Source organism: Vibrio sp. R10-SF1-ISO8, from assembly GCF_059833805.1.
Map to the genome: position 1 here is coordinate 29,710 of NZ_JCBDHL010000012.1, position 16,995 is coordinate 46,704.

Sequence of the window (16,995 nt, forward strand, 5' to 3'; positions counted from 1 at the left end):
CACGGGGCTAGACACCCGACATAACGAGTGTGAGTCCAAATTACTACGCTTTCTTCAAAGGAAGGGAGACATCAAGATAAGTGCCCGAGTAAGCCTTGGCAACGCGTTTCGCTTCATCCGCATATTCAGCCGTAATGTCACCGTGTTTCATCTGCGATACGGTAAACACCGTGTCGACAAGCTCAACCCAAATAAAGAACACTTCATCGCGCATTGCAAAGTCTGGTACTTCAAAATAGTAATTGAACATTTCCACTAATGATTTTGCAATTAAGCTATCATTGGAACGGTCTTTCTGTTTGATGATTGGCATTGATTTTTCAATAATCTGCTCATCCAGACCATATGAACACTTTACTCTCCCTCAATTCCCCTTACAATTGTGCCAAGTTTGAATTTCAAGGTTAGTTCTATGTCTATCCAATGGTTTCCGGGCCATATGCACAAGGCTCAAAAAGAGATTGCTGAAGCGATCCCTCAAATCGATGTGATTATTGAGGTGCTTGACGCTCGCATCCCTTTTAGTAGTGAAAACCCTATGATTGCCGAGTTAAAGGGTGATAAGCCGGTTGTAAAAGTGCTTAATAAACGCGATCTTGCCGATCCTGAATTGACTCAACTTTGGATTGACCATTTTGAGAAAGAGCACAACGTAAAAGCGATTGCGATTACCACATCTCAGCCACAAGAAGTGCAGAAGATCATGGAGTTGGTTCGTAAACTTGCGCCGCATCGCGAAGAGATTGGCAAAAACATTCGCACCATGATTATGGGTATCCCGAATGTAGGGAAATCGACCATTATCAACTCACTGGCTGGTCGTACTATTGCTGTCACTGGTAACCAACCTGCGGTAACGCGTCGTCAGCAACGCATCAACCTCCAAAATGGTATCGTGCTTTCTGACACACCGGGAATTCTGTGGCCAAAAGTTGAAAACCCGCACAGTGGATTCCGCCTTGCTGCCACTGGCGCAGTAAAAGATACCGCAATGGAATACGATGAAGTCGCTTTCTATACGGTTGAGTACCTAGCAAAAGCTTACCCACAGCGCTTACAAGAACGTTATGAGATTGAAGAGCTGCCGGAAAGTGATATCGAACTAATGGAAGAGATTGGTCGAAGACGCGGTGCATTGCGTTCAGGTGGCCGAGTAGATTTACACAAATGTTCGGAAATTCTGCTCCACGAGTTACGTAACGGAACACTTGGACAAATAACGCTTGAGCTGCCTGAGATGATTACTCAAGAGCTTATCGAAGTCGAGTTAGAAGCAGCGCGTAAAGCAGAAGAAAAAGCGAAGAAGAAAGAAGAACGTCGTAAACGTTATCTTAAAAACAAACGCTAATTTTGCGAAGGGCAGTGATTACACTGCCCTTTTTTGTGCCCTATTGTTATAGTGTAACAAAAAGAACAAGAGAGTATTTCTGATGAGCATACCAACTAATATCATCACTGGATTCCTAGGTACAGGTAAAACGACCGCTATTCTTAACCTTCTAAAAGAGAAGCCTGAAGGTGAGCGTTGGGCAGTGCTAGTGAACGAGTTTGGCGAAATTGGCATAGACGGTGCCATGCTGACCGATCAGGGCGCTCTAATTAAAGAAGTGCCTGGCGGTTGTATGTGCTGCGCAGCGGGTGTCCCTATGTCTGTTGCGATTACGGCGCTTTTAAGAACCAAGCCAGACAGACTGATTGTTGAACCAACAGGCTTAGGGCATGCGCATAAAGTATTGGCTACGCTAACCTCTAGTCAGTTCTCAGATTACATAGATTTAAGAGCGACGATTGGTCTGGTAGACCCAAGAAACCTAAGTAAAGAGAAGTACTTACAAAATCAAAACTTCACTGACCAACTAGAGATATCTGATATTGTCATCGGCAACAAAGTCGATCAGTGTCATGTCAGTGATATTGATGCGTTCAATGACTGGGTAACCGATCAAACGCCACCAAAGGTGTTCAGCCAGTTAGTCAAACAGGGCAACTTTCCTATCGAGCTATTAGATTCTCCCCGCCGTGACCATTCAGTATCTACAGAAGTCGCTGCACATCACCATGAGCACGCCGAGTTAGAACCTCAGTTCGCCTTAGCGCCCGATCAAACCTACGTACGTAAAGAAAACAAAGGCCAAGGTTACTTTAGCTGTGGTTGGATCTTTGGTGCAGAAGTGGTTTTCAACTTTGACGAACTATTTTCCGTTCTATCAGATCTCACCGCGGAACGGGTTAAAGGGGTGTTAAACACCACAAATGGTTGCTTCGCTTTCAATGTTAGCAATGGCGTTGTGTCGGTCAATGAAATGTCTCTAGAAGGGTTTGAGAGCCGTTTAGAAGTGATCGACAACCAACTACTGCCTTGGGACCAACTGGAAGATGTTTTAAAACAAATCTCCAACCTCGAAGAATAACTCCCCCACTAAACGACAAGAGGCGCACCATTAAGTGCGCCCTATCCCTCGTTACTCAATCGTGAGTTTGCGAATCAGGAGGTCATTATGTTGCGACCTGATAAAAAACGAGGCTTTCAATTTTACGGTTGAATCCATCCAAATTGTAGGTAAGGCGACATTTCCTCCATGCGGGTCGATTCAAATTGCCTTACCTCTTAACTATGGTTCAAATCAGTGATTATGCAAGGTCATCACCCCATAGCTTGTGCTGATATTGTGATTTTCATCCAGTAATTACCCTCACGAAATCTCATCCCAGCCCACCATCTCAAATTTGAAAATCAATATTCCATTCTTATTGCTATAGTTAGCATTTCTCAGAGGTATAATTCTCGCGACACCTATCGATATTCCGACTCAACAGGAGCCCCACTTTCATGACCAAGAGAGAAAAATTTAAGCAGTCCTTACTCGCCAAAGTACCCAAGGATGCGGTAAATCAGTTTCTCTCAAAGGATAAAACGCCTATTTCGGTCTTAGCGCTTTCTTTGGTGGTTGGCATTCTAGCCGGACTCGTCGGAACCTATTTTGAAATCGCAGTTCATTTTGTTTCTGAAACTCGCACGGATTGGCTAAAAAACGAAATTGGCGGAGTGTTACCTCTTTGGTTAGCGGCATTTCTGATTAGTGCAGCGCTCGCTTTCATTGGCTACTACCTCGTTCATCGCTTTGCTCCAGAAGCCGCTGGTTCTGGCATACCAGAGATAGAAGGAGCAATGGATGGAATCCGCCCTGTGCGTTGGTGGCGCGTTATTCCTGTTAAGTTCTTTGGCGGTATGGGTGCGCTTGGTTCGGGTATGGTACTGGGCCGCGAGGGGCCAACAGTACAAATGGGTGGCGCAATCGGGCGAATGGTCACAGATATCTTCAAGGTCAAAGACGATGATACTCGCCATTCACTGCTAGCTTCAGGTGCGGCAGGTGGCTTAGCTGCGGCATTTAATGCCCCACTTGCCGGGATCATGTTTGTTGTCGAAGAGATGCGCCCTCAATTTCGATACTCTTTGATCTCTATACGTGCAGTGATCATTTCAGCCATATCCGCCAATATTGTTTTTAGATACATAAATGGTCAGCATGCGGTGATTACCATGCCGCAGTATGAAGCTCCGGAACTGCCTACCTTATGGCTGTTCTTATTGCTAGGTGCGTTATTTGGAATATTCGGTGTAGTATTCAACCAGCTCGTCACTCTATCTCAAGACCTGTTTGTAAAGCTGCATCGCAACGACAGAAAACGTTACTTGGTTACCGGATCTTTAATCGGCGGTTGCTTTGGAATCATGTTGCTCTATTTCCCTTCGGTAACAGGTGGCGGGATTGGTCTTATTCCAACCATCACCAATGGGGGCTATAGCGCGCAAATACTCCTGCTATTGTTTGTAGCACGTATTGCTACCACGCTTATCTGTTTTGGATCTGGCGCTCCGGGTGGCATCTTTGCCCCTATGCTGGCTTTAGGCACTTTGTTTGGTTATGCATTCGGCTTAATTGCACAGGGCCTTTTACCGGATCTTAATATTACTCCGGGCATGTTTGCTATTGCTGGTATGGGCGCACTGTTTGCCGCAACCGTTCGTGCACCGATCACCGGAATCTTATTGGTTATAGAAATGACCAATAACTACTATCTAATCTTGCCACTCATTATCACGAGTTTAGGTGCGGTTATTTTCGCTCAACTGCTCGGCGGGCAGCCAATTTATAGCCAACTGCTTCATCGAACCCTAAAAAATGAGAAGTTGAGACAGAAAGATCTCCCATCAGACACTGAATGAGATTTGCGTCGCAACCGTTTGGCTTGCTATGATCGCGGCAATTAACCCCGCATCATTAAAAGATATCGGCATATTCCCAGCTAAAGGGTTGCCGTAAGCCGTATAAGGAAAACGTCGTTGAACTGGAGACGCTTTACTCAATTCCAGAGTGTCCCGCCTTCACAGGCCTCATTAGCATTAGGTGTCATTGGGCTTGGTCATGCATGGGCACTCTATGTCCCAGAAGTCGGAGAAGTCATTAGACCTTACCTGGCTGGTTTAGGTGCAATTCTGCTTTTCCCCGTGTTAGTTAAATATCTAACAAGCTACAGCACGTTTATAAATGACATCCGACACCCCCTCAGCGGAAGCCTAATGGCACCAATGAGCATGGCGCTTCTGATTTTATGCGATTACCTTGCCATTATATCGCCTATCATCGCCTATCCATTGTGGTTCGCTGCCTTACTTTTACATCTTACCATGATGAGTTTGTTCTTCTCATTTCAGTTGAAGAACTTCAAGATGTGTAACATTGTACCAAGTTGGTTTCTTTATCCAGTTGGAGTAATTAGTAGCTCTCTTGCAGGTACGCAATTTGGTCACACAGTGTTCTCAGAAACCTTAGTAAGCATATGCATAACTATTTACTTCTTTATGCTACCACTGGTGCTATATAGACTAGTATTTGAGGGAATGTTGCCTAAAAGGGCGAAGCCAACACTCGCGATCATGGCAGCCCCTATTAACCTCACGTTAGCGACCTATTTGGTTAACTTTGAACAGCCCGATCCTATCTTAACTGGTGCCCTTGCAGGTATCGCAATCACCATGACACTGCTCATTTACCTTTGTTATATAAGGCTCATGAGGCTGAAGTTTCAACCATCAATCGCCGCGGTAACTTTTCCATCAGTCATCAGTGCCATTGCGATGCATCGACTTACGTCTTTTTTTGCAGACAATCACCCACATTGGCACTGGTTACATAACTTTGGGTTGATTGAGTTGTCGGTCGCAACAGGTCTCGTCGCTTGGGTCGCTGCAGGATATTTAAAAATGTATTGGCCGGAGGTCTTTACCTCGGAGATAAAAGTGAATTCGCAATAATTAAATCGTGGAAAAAACAAATTAACTATTTATTATATTTAGACACTTCCCCTTCAGGGTAATTATTCTTAGTTAATATACCATTGATTATAATTATATCTGTTGGTATGTGCAAGAAAATCACATTTTATATTAGATTTATTATTCAACTGAATTTATACATAGCTAAGTCAGCTGGCGCTTACAACAAATAACTTAAGGCTATGTATTATGAATATGTTAACTACACGATCTCGTCTGCCCGATTTTATCGACAGACGAATCAACTACTATGTTTCTGACCTAATAAATAAAAAAGATAATGGAAGAAACCTAGTTTTAGGTAAGAAGCCACTCCTAGGTGATATCATTTTGCAAAGTAATGACTACCTTGCACTTACCCATCACCCTAAAATCATAGACGCTCAAGTTAATTCATTGCTTTCCAAGAAAGACACAGCATTTATGTCTAATGTGTTTTTGCACAGCGATGGACTAGATAAAACGGTTGAGCACCACCTTGCAAATTACACAGGATTTCAAACTTGCACCATTGCCCCGTCGGGCTGGATTGCCAACATCGGCTTACTGCAAACCATCTGTGATTCAGAAACAAATGTGTATATAGACTTTTTTGCGCACATGTCGCTGTGGGAAGGCGCTCGAATCGCAGGAGCCAATATCCATCCCTTTATGCACAATAACACTAATCATCTCAAACGTTTAATTAAACGTAATGGACCAGGGGTGGTTTTGATTGACTCTATTTACAGTACCATTGGCACTATAGCGCCACTTCAGGAAATGGTGGCCTTGGCAAAAGAGATGGATTGTGCGATTGTCGTTGATGAATCCCATTCTGTCGGTGTTCACGGCCCTAAAGGTTCCGGATTACTTCAAGAGCTCGGTCTCACTAATCAGGTAGACTTCATGACAGCCAGCCTAGCGAAAACCTTCGCTTATCGAGCTGGTGCAGTTTGGTGTAACAACTTAACAGGTCAAGTGGTGCCGTACGTCTCATTTCCATCTATTTTTAGTTCAGCGATGATGTCATTTGAGCTAGATAGAATTGATGCGACGCTAAGTGTTATCAAGGAAAGTGACCAATCCCGCAAGCGATTAATGGAATGCTCAGAGCAAGTACGGGAGGGACTAAAAGATATAGGCTACGACATACGTAGCGAATCGCAGATAATCAGTTTAGAAACAGCAGAGAAGACTAATACGCGTAAAGTTAGAGATTTCTTCGAAGAACACGGAGTATTTGGCTCCGTTTTTTGTACTCCTGCCACACCTGATAATAAAAATATCCTACGCTTATCGTTAAATAGCGCCTTAACTAATAATGATATTGATAAGATTTTATCGGTTGCAAAGCAAGCTAAAGAAAATAAGGAATTGTATTTCGTATAATAAAATAACGCCTCTTACTACAGGGGCGTTACTATTTAAACGAAAAAATCATTGGACTAAATGTAGTCTGCAACCTTATCAAGCAACTTAACTTTATCTACAGGTTTAATTAAGTATCCATTCATACCCGCTTGGTCAATTTTAGAGAGAGTTTCTTTTCGATTATCACCGGTGTGCCCAAGAATAGGCACGTTAGCGTAGACTTCTTCTGACTCGCGAATAAGAGTCGTAGTTTCTAAGCCATCCAACATTGGCATTTCGAGATCCATCAGAATGAGGTCAACTTGCTCATTGCTCAATACACTTAGCACCTCGTTGCCATCGCCTGCCTGAGAAACTTGATAGCCCTGTTTATTCAATAAGATCGTCGTTAATTGTCTCATCGACTCATTGTCATCAGCAATCAAGATACGTTTACCAACGACGGCAGGTGCCTTTTTCGGAATCAGATTACGGTTAGGCTCAACATTGCCAAACATAAGTGCATCGACCGACTGTGAGACGTCAAGTAGGAACTGCTTTTTCTCTTTTGGATAGAAGGTAAGGAATCGACTAAATCGGTTGTGATACTCACCATCTTGAGCAAAAAGCATCACGATTTTCGCTTCAGTAAAGTGGAGTTTAGACTCCAGCATTAAATACTCTTGCTCACTACATACTTCTAGATCGAGTAGTATTAAATCGTATTCAAATTCAAACTCTTCTTTACCCTGTGCTTGCTCAAAATCGACTACGTCACATAGTGCACCTGTGTAGAACGTAAATTCGTTCAGTTTGCGCTTTACCGTTACATCATTACCCACGTAAAGCATTGATTTATTTCTTAGAATATCTTGTTTAATTGTGGACACTTTTAGGGACTCATATCGAGGAAACTTGAGGGTAAAACGTGTCCACTCTCCGAGCACGGATTCACATTTTATCTTGCCGCCAAATGCTTGCATGACACGTTTACAAAAAGGTAACCCAAGCCCATAGCTTGAGGATTTTCCAGAGGTATAAAAATCTTGAAAGACAAACTCTAACTTTTCTTTTTCAATCCCAATGCCGTTATCTTCGAAGTATAAATAGTTGAACTCATGATCACTTCTAAGCGTGATTTCAATCTTAAACTCTTCACCATTCTGATAATAAAGTGAATTTTTGAGTAGATTGTATAGCGCATATTTCAGTAACGTATCACTTCCAAAGTAGTCAAAATCACCTTCGACATGCAAATTCACGACGTCTTTGGCATGATCGCTAGGATAAGAGAAACTGGTGAGTGACTCTCTTACCACTTGCTCCACGGAATAAGAACGAAACGTTGAGTGCGACACTCGGCTCTGATCAATAGAGGTAAGCAAGAGGTCTATAGCTTCATTACCATTGCGAATAACCTCGTCGGCTCCAGAAAGCACTTCCTTCATACGCTCGATATCAAACTTATCGATCTCAGCTTTATCTCCTTTAATTGTTTTAACTGACGGTAAAGACGAGTCAAGTACGTCAACGGATGCTTTAAGAGCACTTAAAGGGTTACGCATTTCATGAGCGATCCCAGCACCAAATGACTTAGCAATCGAGACTTTCGCCTCATGTTCAACTTGATTACGAAAATAGAACAAATTACCAAAGACATAGGTGAACAAAAAAATCGGGATGTAAGGCCAAATGACGACGACTTCAGTCTCAACTTTGCTAGGCGCATGCTCCAGTCCATAACTTAGCAAGTATGCCGCAGCAATTGCGACCATAGCTTGCAGCAACATAACTCGAGTCTCATGGACTAATAACACATGCAAGAAGATTGAAGACATGAACGACATTGCCCACACCGTCGACCACTCGTTCATAAACAGCATGAATGAGAAGAAGAACGGCAAGCAGATAGTGATCGTCGCAATATAATAGTATGGGAGGTAACGCGTAATGGGTGGCGGTACATACTTTCTGAGCGCTAACCCCAATAGGAGTAAAGCGCAAAAAAACCTTAGCGGACCATTCTCATACGACTGAGGATAAACGTAAGACCAAATGTAGAAGTATGCAGGGAAACCGAAGAAGCCCATCCACCCGACTAACTCAAGGTTGGGATCTGCGTATTGATAAATCTTCTTTACTACATTCATGCATTAAAACCGCTACGCGCAACTTCTTTATCGCCTAGAGCACTGTTAAAGCACCTTAAGCCCCCGTTAAGTGAATATATCTGCTAGGTACAAAAGAGTGACCTGCCAACTGTCATCAATTCGATGCTCTTAATATAAATCATTGTTATAGATTGAGCATACGCAACATAGTGAACTATGTAAATTTTAGTCTGCTCTAAGCATGCATACCAACTAATTGAATACGGCTTCCTAAACGTGAGGCTTCGACATCTACTCTTAAAGGCATTTGCTCTTTAAGTTCAGTAACATGGGATATCAAGCCAATCATACGCCCCGCTTGCTGCAAATCAATAAGCGTTTGAATCGCTAAATCCAGAGACTCGGGGTCCAGGCTGCCAAACCCTTCATCAATAAACAACGTATCAAGCTTAATGCCGCCACTGTACGACTGAACCACATCAGACAACCCAAGCGCCAACGCAAGTGCCGCCATAAAAGACTCTCCACCTGAAAGGGTTGCAACATCACGTGTTTTTCCGGTGTAACCATCTTCTACGCTCAAATCGAGCCCGCGTCCTGCGGCACCTTTGAAGCCTTCTGTCTTACGTACTAGTTGATAGCGCCCCTTGCTCATCATAGATAAACGTTGAGAGGCTTGGATCAATACATCATCGAGCAACACACCGAGAACGAATCGATGTAGACTGATTCTGCTCCCCGTTTTACCACTCGCCACGTCATAGAGCGTTCCGTAGACCTTGTATTCGGCTTCTAATCGCTGATTTTTTTCATGCAGTGTATTGATATCTTTTTGTACTTTTTCAAGGCGTTCTGTCACTGAATGTACGGTGTCTAGCAAACCTCGGCATTCGCGGTATTTTATCTCCGCTGCATCTAGCTCGGTTTGTTTTTTATCAAGATCTGGCTTTTCAATGTCCCTTAACTGCTCATCAAGGTCCTTTACAGACTGTTCTAACTGGGTTGCGGTCTGTACATACTCATTGATTTGAGCTTGCCATTGTTCATAAAGCTGAGGCTCTATGCGAGCTTGCAGAAATTGCTCTTGTGAATCTAATGCTGAAAGTTCTAGTAGAGACTGCCACTCTTTGTTCGCTTCTTGATTGTTTACTCTGCCATCTTTGAGTAACTGAGTCGTCGAGTTTCTTTCAGTTTCAATAGCAACAAGCGCTAGTTTCGCCTGTTTCGCAGATTGTTGAGCCTTTTCTAACGTCTGATTAAGCTGTGTAATGTTAGCTTTTTGAGCAAGGTATTGGCGCTCAACAACGTCAGCTGATGAGTATTGCGGATCAATGCCAGAGGAGACTTTCTCCAATTGCTGGCTTTGGACGTTTATCGCTGAGTCATTTGCAGAAACTAGTGATTTTAGCTCATTGATTTTAGCTTCACCATTAACGCAGCGCTGTGTTAACTCTTGAACGGTCTTTTCCATCTTATCAAGATCGATTGCCGCCAACACGTCTAACCTAGCCTTCTGTCGGACTATCTCTTGATGTAGCTGCTCAGAACCCATAGCTGCGCCTTCACCTAACTCGCGCCGTAACTCTTCAATGTGTTTCTCTTGAGCCACTATTGTCGCTTGCTGTTGTTCCAGTACATTAGTTTGTCGGTTTAACTCTTCAACCGCACTGCGCTCTTGCTGCCGAGCGGCTTGAACCGACTCCTTAGAGATTGGTTCACCTTCAAACGTGGCAGGTGCTGGATGTTCTTGGCTACCACACACAGGACAGGGCGAGCCTTTTTCCAGCTTTTGTGCTAGAAACGCAGCTTGAGAATTGTGCCAACTCAGTTCTTGTTCATCGGCGTATTTTTGCTTCTCTGCAACAGCGTTTTTTGCCTTCTCGACTTGTTCTGTTATCGGGACAAGCTTCTGCTGTAGGCGAGCAAGCTCGGCGGTTTGGGCTGTAAGCTTATTGAGATCGTCAAGCAGACGCTGATTGTTTATTAAACCGGTTTCTAAGTTCGATTTCTCGGTCAGATCTTTGCGCGCTTGTTCGAGTGACTTGGCACCTAAGTCAGCCTCTTGTTGCAGTTTCTGTTTGAGCTCGCTGTATTGAATGAGCTTTTTATCGTAATCAACTCGAGTGACATTTAACGCGTTAATGCTTTTCTCTAGTTCCGATTTCTCAACAAGTTTTGCTTTGACTTGCTCTAATTTGAACAGCTCTTCAGTCAGTATTGGGATTTGTTTAGCATTTTCCTCAGCCGTATTAACTCGTTGTTCTTCTTCATGAGATGTTTTTTCTGCCACTAAGTGTTGAGCCGTTAGTGCGTCTAGTTTGGTTTCTAGACCAACCACCTGTTTCGCACTTGACTGCATGCTAGCGTAAGCCACTTCAAGGTGGCTCGCACTCTTAGCCAGCTTTAACTTTGACTCCAGCTCGGTAATCTGCGCTTTGTTTTCCAGATGTGATTGTTGAGCCGCAACTGTCGAAACACGCTTAGTAAATAACTCATTGAGCGATTTTGCTTTGTTCAACTCACTTTTTAAGCTATTGAGAATCTCTAACTCCTTCGCCTCAACGCTTTTCGCTTGTTCGAGTTCGCTGCGAGAATGAATCCGTCGTTCTTGCAACTCCTGCTCGGTAGACACTTCTGCCACTTGCAGAGCGCCGCGAATTTGATTGTCGAATTCATCTTTAGCCTTGCTAATTGCACTGGCTTTATCTTTCAATGCAAATTCAATTTTCTTATACACATCAGTCTGGAATAGCTGACCAAAAATCGCTTCACGTTCCTTAGATGAAGCGAGTAACAGCTCTCGAAACTTCCCCTGAGGCAACACCATAACCTGACGGAACTGGGTTTCATTTAACCCAAGCAAGTTAGCAACCTCATTTTTAACCTGAGCCGTTTTGCTTGTGATCAGAACTTCTTCTTGTGTGATTTCATACAAGGAAGCAGTATGTTTGCGTGTTGTCAGACCTTCACCACGCGCTTTTGGCGCTTCTTGCTCAGGCGCGCGGGTAACTCGATACTGTTTACCGTTTAAAGAAAACTCTAGAGTCACTTCCGTGAGTAAATTCGCCGCTGCTTGGTCGCAGCGCATTTGGTTGCCCTGACGTTCATTGCCCGTAGTTTCGCCATATAAGGCGAAGCAGATAGCATCGAGTATTGACGTTTTCCCTGAACCTGTAGGTCCGTTAATGAGAAAAAGAGGATTTAAGCCTAATTGAGTGAAATCGATTTGCTCTGTCTTAGCAAAAGGGCCGAAAGCCTGCATTATTAATTTAACTGGTTTCATGATCTGGCCTATTGCTCACTGAGTTGCTTGATGATGTCTGTGATAGCTTTGTCTTGCTCTTCACTAAGCTGACTATCTTGTGCTTCGACGAAGAAATCGCGAAACATATCGGCTTCACTGCGAGCCAACTTGGCCGCTGCCATCTGCTGTTCAACGCCCACCAGCATCCCTGGTTTTTCAAGGTGCAATACGTTGGGGTAGACAGCTCTTAGTTTCTCCATAGGGTTTAAGATTGCGTGTCGGTCCATTAACCGAACCAGTACATAGTCATGGCTGCTGGGGTCGGTTTTTCCTTGGGCAATGATTTCATCCAACTCCCCTTCGATTATGCGCATTTCGTGGGGGGCACTGAGGTCAATATGGGTTGCTGACTTAAAACCCGATTCATCAAGCTCAACTAACGTCATGCCTTTCTTTTGATACTGCTCTGAAAAGCTGTATTTCATTAACGAGCCTGAATAGCGGATGTACTCTTCACCTTTTTTCTGTGGCTGATGAAGATGCCCAAGAGCAACATAATCAAACGGTGTAAAATGCTCATGACTCACGCGATCCGAGCCACCAATAGACAGTGGACGTTCCGACTCAGACTCAATCGCGCCATCAACAAAGCAGTGAGAAATCAGTACATTATTCGCATTGGTTTCAAAGGTGGCAGTAATTTCACCACAAAGTAGCTTATGCGCATCATCGTGGGTAGATACTGGCTGCTTAAAATAATGGCGCACTAGCTCCGGGTCATTGTAAGGCATGCCATAAAACCGGACTTTGCCCATATCTGTTTCCAGCTCAACCGGTGTCAGCATATCTTTGAAATTGGCAATAATGTGGAGCCCTGATTCTGCCATTTGCTGCGAGGCAAACCCTAAGCGCTCTGCGCCGTCATGATTACCTGGGATTAGAATAATTGGCAGCTTTAGTTCGCCGCATACTCGACTTACAAACTGATTCATCAATTCAATGGCTGCTGTCGGAGGCACAGAGCGATCGTAGACATCTCCCGCGATAACCAACGCATCAACTGGGTTGGATTGAATGTATTCAATGATCTGTTCAAGAACGACTTTTTGATCATCTAAAAGAGAAACATTGTGAAATTGACGACCGAGGTGCCAGTCAGAAGTGTGGAGGAATTTCATGTAAGCCCAGCGTGTTCCTAGGGTCTGTTGACCTTTTGCGGTTAAATTTTGTTCGAGATAAAAGCGCTTTAATCGCGGCGAGAGGTTTGTCGCCTAGTCATTCTAAGCAAAACACCTCTCAACAAAGAGTAAAACGGTTTTAGCGGGGGCGCCCAGCTCGAACCCTTCGGGCAGCGTTTGTGGCTCCTTTCTGCTGCGTTAGCGGCTTATCAGGTAGAGTAACTACAGTTCAAAGCCTCTGCCTTGCATAAAGAACCCACAAACTGCTGCAAAAATCAGCTCAAAAGGTCAACAGACCCTATTACTTAGGCCATTATAATAATATCAATGCGAGGCTCATTGATATAAAAAGTCGCACCGAGTGTGCGACTTTTTGTATTTAATTTGAAGAGTTACGGGCGATTTTTGCAGTGCTCGACGGCTTCTTTTATAAGCTCTAATGCAGATTTTTCACATTCTGGTAGGCATGCATCGCTCTCACCCAGTGGAGTGACTCGCTCGCCCCATTTTAAGTGGCTTGCTCCCCACGTTAATCCCGCACCGAATGCGGCAAGAAGCAGGTTATCACCCGGTTTAACAAAGCCCTGCTCTAAAGACTCACATAAGGCGATAGGCACAGTGGCTGCCGATGTGTTGCCGTATTTTTGAATGTTTACAAACGCTTTATCTTGGCTAATGCCTGATAGATCGCACAAGGTTTGAATAATACGAATGTTCGCTTGATGTGGAATCACAACATCAACGTCATCAGTAGACAGCTCACTACGTGCCAACACGTTTTGAGCCGCAGCACCCATGCCTTTTACTGCGCGCTTGAAGATCTCTTTACCAACAAAGTTGAAATCCCAATGGCCATTATCAGCAGCAAACCTATCCATACAGGTACCAAACTTAGGTACAGCCAAAATATCGCGCCCCGCAGAATCACAGCCAAGCTGCGCGTTTTGTAGGCCAACCTGCTCTTCTGTTCTGGTTAAGACAACCGCACCAGCGCCGTCACCAAACAAGACCGCGGTATCACGCATCGTCCAATCGATAAAGAAAGATAACCGCTCTGCACCGATTACGATTGCGTTTCTGTAATTGCCTGCTTGTATTAGGCGAGTCGCCGTTTCTAAGCCATAGACAAAGCCTGTACAGGCTGCGTTCAAATCAAATGCAGCCGCCGCCGTGATACCTAGGTTTTGCGCAACTTTTGAAGCTGCATTTGGAATCAGTGAGTCTGGTGAGCAAGTGGCAAGAATAATTAAATCAATATCCTCTGCACTTTTTCCAGCGCAAGCGAGTGCATGTTGCGCCGCAACAGTAGCCATATCAGAGGTGTTCACATGGCTAATACGTCGATTTTCAATCCCGGTACGAGTGCGGATCCACTCATCAGAAGTGTCTAGAAAAGTACTTAGATCTTGATTGGAAAGCGTTGCTGGAGGTAGGCATTTTCCCCAACCAGTAATTTCTGCATAGAAATTTTTCATTTAGAGCCTTTAATTTAGTTATTTGTATCTCTTGGTATAAACAGAGTATAACTAGCAGCGACAGTCACTGTCATCTACTAGAAATAATAACGAGAGAGATATCATGTCCACCTTCAATACACGTTGCCCATCTTGCTCTGGCGTTAACCGTGTGCCGTCAGAACGCATTTCAGAAGCCCCAACTTGTGGAAAATGTAAAACACTACTTTTAGATGGAGCGCCCGTTGAGGGCACTGAAAGCAATTTCGAGGCAATCTTAAATAGCGATACACCAGTTGTCGTCGATTTCTGGGCCCCGTGGTGCAATCCTTGTGTAGGGTTTGCTCCAGTTTTTTCTGATGTTGCCGCGGAACGAACAAAAGATGTTCGATTTGTAAAAATTGACACTGAAAGCCAGCAAAATCTCGCTGCCAAATATCAAATTAGAAGCATTCCTACCGTTATGGTCTTCAAAAACGGCAAAAGAGTTGATGTGATAAACGGTGCACTTCCTAAAGGTCAGTTTGATCAATGGCTTAATCAAGCACTAGCCAAATAACAGCCTTCTTATTAGTCTAGTTTAAAGCGAGAAAATATTCACATTTTCTCGCTTTTTTCATGAGTTTATTTAGCTAACGCAACGATAAATATCCTTTACCGTCATGGTCAAAAGTTTTCGTTTTACCTTTCACCTCTTTAACCCCATAGTCGCGCCGAAATTTGTTCAGTTTTACTACAATTAAAGAGGCCACGACATTGGAAATTACCCTTCAACCTGCTCCAAAAGCTCGCATTTCTGTACCGGTTATTGCGCTTGCTCTTTATGCGGTCGCGTCGGGATATTTGATGAGCTTAATTCCTTTGATGCTTTCTGAGTATAACTTGGATTCATCGCTGGCTAGTTGGCTCGCCAGTGTTTTCTATGCGGGGCTATTGATTGGCGCGGCTGGCGTCGAGCCTTTGGTTAAAACAGTGGGCCACCGGAACGCCTTTGTCTGGTGCTTAGTGACGTTTATTGCCACCATTATGGTTTTACCATTGGCCGCCAATGTCACGGTTTGGCTTGTTGCTCGTTTTATTGCGGGTGTTGCTGTCGCAGGCGTGTTTGTCATCGTTGAGTCTTGGTTACTACACGGTGACGAAAGCGCTCGAGCGAGAAGACTTGGGCTGTATATGGGCTCTCTTTACGGTGGTAGCGCAATCGGCCAGTTGGGTATTGGCATTATTGGGATCTCTGGTGGTGTACCATTTATTGCAATCGTCACCTTATTGTTACTTGCTGTAGTCGTACTTGTTTTCGGTGACAGCGACCAACCGGAAAGTGAACATAGCACGCCACTGTCACTAAAGCAGATCAGTAAGCTAAATCATGCGGCGATTATCGGTTGCGTGGTTTCTGGTCTTACTCTAGGCGCCATTTACGGGCTGATGCCAGTTGAGCTGCAAAATCGAGGTATTGAACATAGTGATATTGGTGGACTAATGGCGGTCGTCATTCTTGGTGGTATGGCCGTTCAACCAATCGTGCCTTGGCTATCCAAATTCCTTGGGCGTACGTTACTTATGGCTTTGTTCTGTCTACTAGGCGTAGCAGCCATTACGTTCACTTCAATGGTCACCGGACTGCAAGCTTTAGGAATAGGGCTATTTCTATTAGGTATGGCGACTTTCGCTTTGTATCCAGTCGCGATCAACCTTGGTTGCGACAAACTTGATGCCAACTACATCGTATCTGCGACTCAGGTGATGCTGTTTAGCTACAGCATTGGATCAGTGACAGGTCCTGTTGCGGCGGACGGGTTTATGGCAGGTTCTCAAGGCTTGATGGGCTACCTGTTCGCAGCACTTCTCGCGACTTGTATCTACATGCTAATCGCCAGCATCAAGACCAAACATCAGGCGGTCGCTGGGGAGTAGCCGGCTCGTAATTGGGGACGCTTATTGCGTCCCCTTTTCTTCGAGCTTTCTCTGGTGTCTGTTTGACGCGCCAGCTTCGGGCTTTTTGGGAACAGGTTTGCGTTCATGTAGTAGATGGCGAATAGCCAAAATCGGATGCGGCAGCAACATTCTTGGTCCAGAATACCTCATGACTTGGCGCATTTGCTCTTTCTGATCTGCTTTATAACAATGAATCGGGCATTGATTACAGGTGGGCTTACTCTGTCCGTAGGGACAACGATCCAATTTAGTTTCAGCATATTCAAGCAAGCTTTGACACTCAACGCACAGCCTATCCTTGCTGCCGTGGTGCGCACGGCAATAAATAAACATCATTGCGCGAACCGTTTTGAATTCGGTCAACAACTCACCACGAAGAATATTTGAAACAGCCATA

13 protein-coding genes are annotated in these 16,995 nt (G+C 44.3%); 7 read left to right on the forward strand and 6 right to left on the reverse strand.

Features of this window, described 5'->3' with window-relative positions; translation table 11 throughout:
* Positions 1–43: 43 nt before the first annotated feature.
* A complete protein-coding gene (locus tag AC6R00_RS09500) occupies positions 44–313 on the reverse strand; it encodes a hypothetical protein (RefSeq protein WP_500640218.1) in 270 nt (89 codons plus the stop codon).
* Positions 314–412: 99 nt separating this feature from the next.
* Between AC6R00_RS09500 and ylqF the strand changes: the two genes are divergently transcribed.
* The 5 genes from ylqF (at position 413) to cqsA (ending at position 6,712) form a co-directional block, all read left to right on the forward strand.
* The gene (gene ylqF, locus AC6R00_RS09505; RefSeq protein ID WP_500640219.1) at positions 413–1,348 is read left to right on the forward strand and encodes a ribosome biogenesis GTPase YlqF; all 936 of its coding nucleotides are present in this window, start codon (positions 413–415) and stop codon (positions 1,346–1,348) included.
* 82 nt (positions 1,349–1,430) lie between these two features.
* Positions 1,431–2,411 carry a CobW family GTP-binding protein gene (locus tag AC6R00_RS09510; RefSeq protein ID WP_500640220.1) on the forward strand — a complete coding sequence of 327 codons (981 nt, stop codon included), beginning with the start codon at positions 1,431–1,433 and terminating at the stop codon, positions 2,409–2,411.
* A gap of 419 nt (positions 2,412–2,830) precedes the next feature.
* The gene (gene clcA, locus AC6R00_RS09515) at positions 2,831–4,231 is read left to right on the forward strand and encodes a H(+)/Cl(-) exchange transporter ClcA (RefSeq protein WP_500640221.1); all 1,401 of its coding nucleotides are present in this window, start codon (positions 2,831–2,833) and stop codon (positions 4,229–4,231) included.
* Between the two features lie 117 nt (positions 4,232–4,348).
* On the forward strand, positions 4,349–5,320 hold the full coding sequence (locus AC6R00_RS09520; RefSeq protein WP_500640222.1) for a TDT family transporter: 972 nt from the start codon (positions 4,349–4,351) through the stop codon (positions 5,318–5,320).
* Positions 5,321–5,530: 210 nt separating this feature from the next.
* Entirely contained in the window at positions 5,531–6,712 is a 1,182-nt protein-coding gene (gene cqsA, locus AC6R00_RS09525) for an alpha-hydroxyketone-type quorum-sensing autoinducer synthase (protein WP_500640223.1), read from the forward strand.
* A gap of 56 nt (positions 6,713–6,768) precedes the next feature.
* Here cqsA and AC6R00_RS09530 read toward each other — a convergent pair whose 3' ends face one another.
* The 4 genes from AC6R00_RS09530 to AC6R00_RS09545 form a co-directional block, all read right to left on the reverse strand.
* On the reverse strand, positions 6,769–8,823 hold the full coding sequence (locus AC6R00_RS09530; protein WP_500640224.1) for a hybrid sensor histidine kinase/response regulator: 2,055 nt from the start codon (positions 8,821–8,823) through the stop codon (positions 6,769–6,771).
* Between the two features lie 196 nt (positions 8,824–9,019).
* Positions 9,020–12,067: an AAA family ATPase gene (locus AC6R00_RS09535; protein WP_500640225.1), complete on the reverse strand. Its 3,048-nt coding sequence runs from the start codon at positions 12,065–12,067 to the stop codon at positions 9,020–9,022.
* A gap of 8 nt (positions 12,068–12,075) precedes the next feature.
* Positions 12,076–13,206, reverse strand: coding sequence for an exonuclease SbcCD subunit D (locus tag AC6R00_RS09540; RefSeq protein WP_500640226.1), 1,131 nt, complete (start codon positions 13,204–13,206; stop codon positions 12,076–12,078).
* Between the two features lie 392 nt (positions 13,207–13,598).
* A complete protein-coding gene (locus AC6R00_RS09545; RefSeq protein ID WP_500640227.1) occupies positions 13,599–14,681 on the reverse strand; it encodes a ketoacyl-ACP synthase III in 1,083 nt (360 codons plus the stop codon).
* Positions 14,682–14,784: 103 nt separating this feature from the next.
* Here AC6R00_RS09545 and trxC point away from each other — a divergent pair, with 103 nt between their 5' ends.
* Positions 14,785–15,219: a thioredoxin TrxC gene (gene trxC, locus AC6R00_RS09550; RefSeq protein WP_500640228.1), complete on the forward strand. Its 435-nt coding sequence runs from the start codon at positions 14,785–14,787 to the stop codon at positions 15,217–15,219.
* Between the two features lie 197 nt (positions 15,220–15,416).
* Complete coding sequence (locus AC6R00_RS09555) at positions 15,417–16,577, forward strand: MFS transporter (RefSeq protein WP_500640229.1); 1,161 nt, start codon at positions 15,417–15,419, stop codon at positions 16,575–16,577.
* A 21-nt stretch (positions 16,578–16,598) separates the two neighbouring features.
* On the opposite strand, the gene AC6R00_RS09560 is transcribed toward AC6R00_RS09555, so the two are convergent.
* Complete coding sequence (locus AC6R00_RS09560; protein WP_004743129.1) at positions 16,599–16,994, reverse strand: nitrous oxide-stimulated promoter family protein; 396 nt, start codon at positions 16,992–16,994, stop codon at positions 16,599–16,601.
* Position 16,995: the final 1 nt, after the last annotated feature.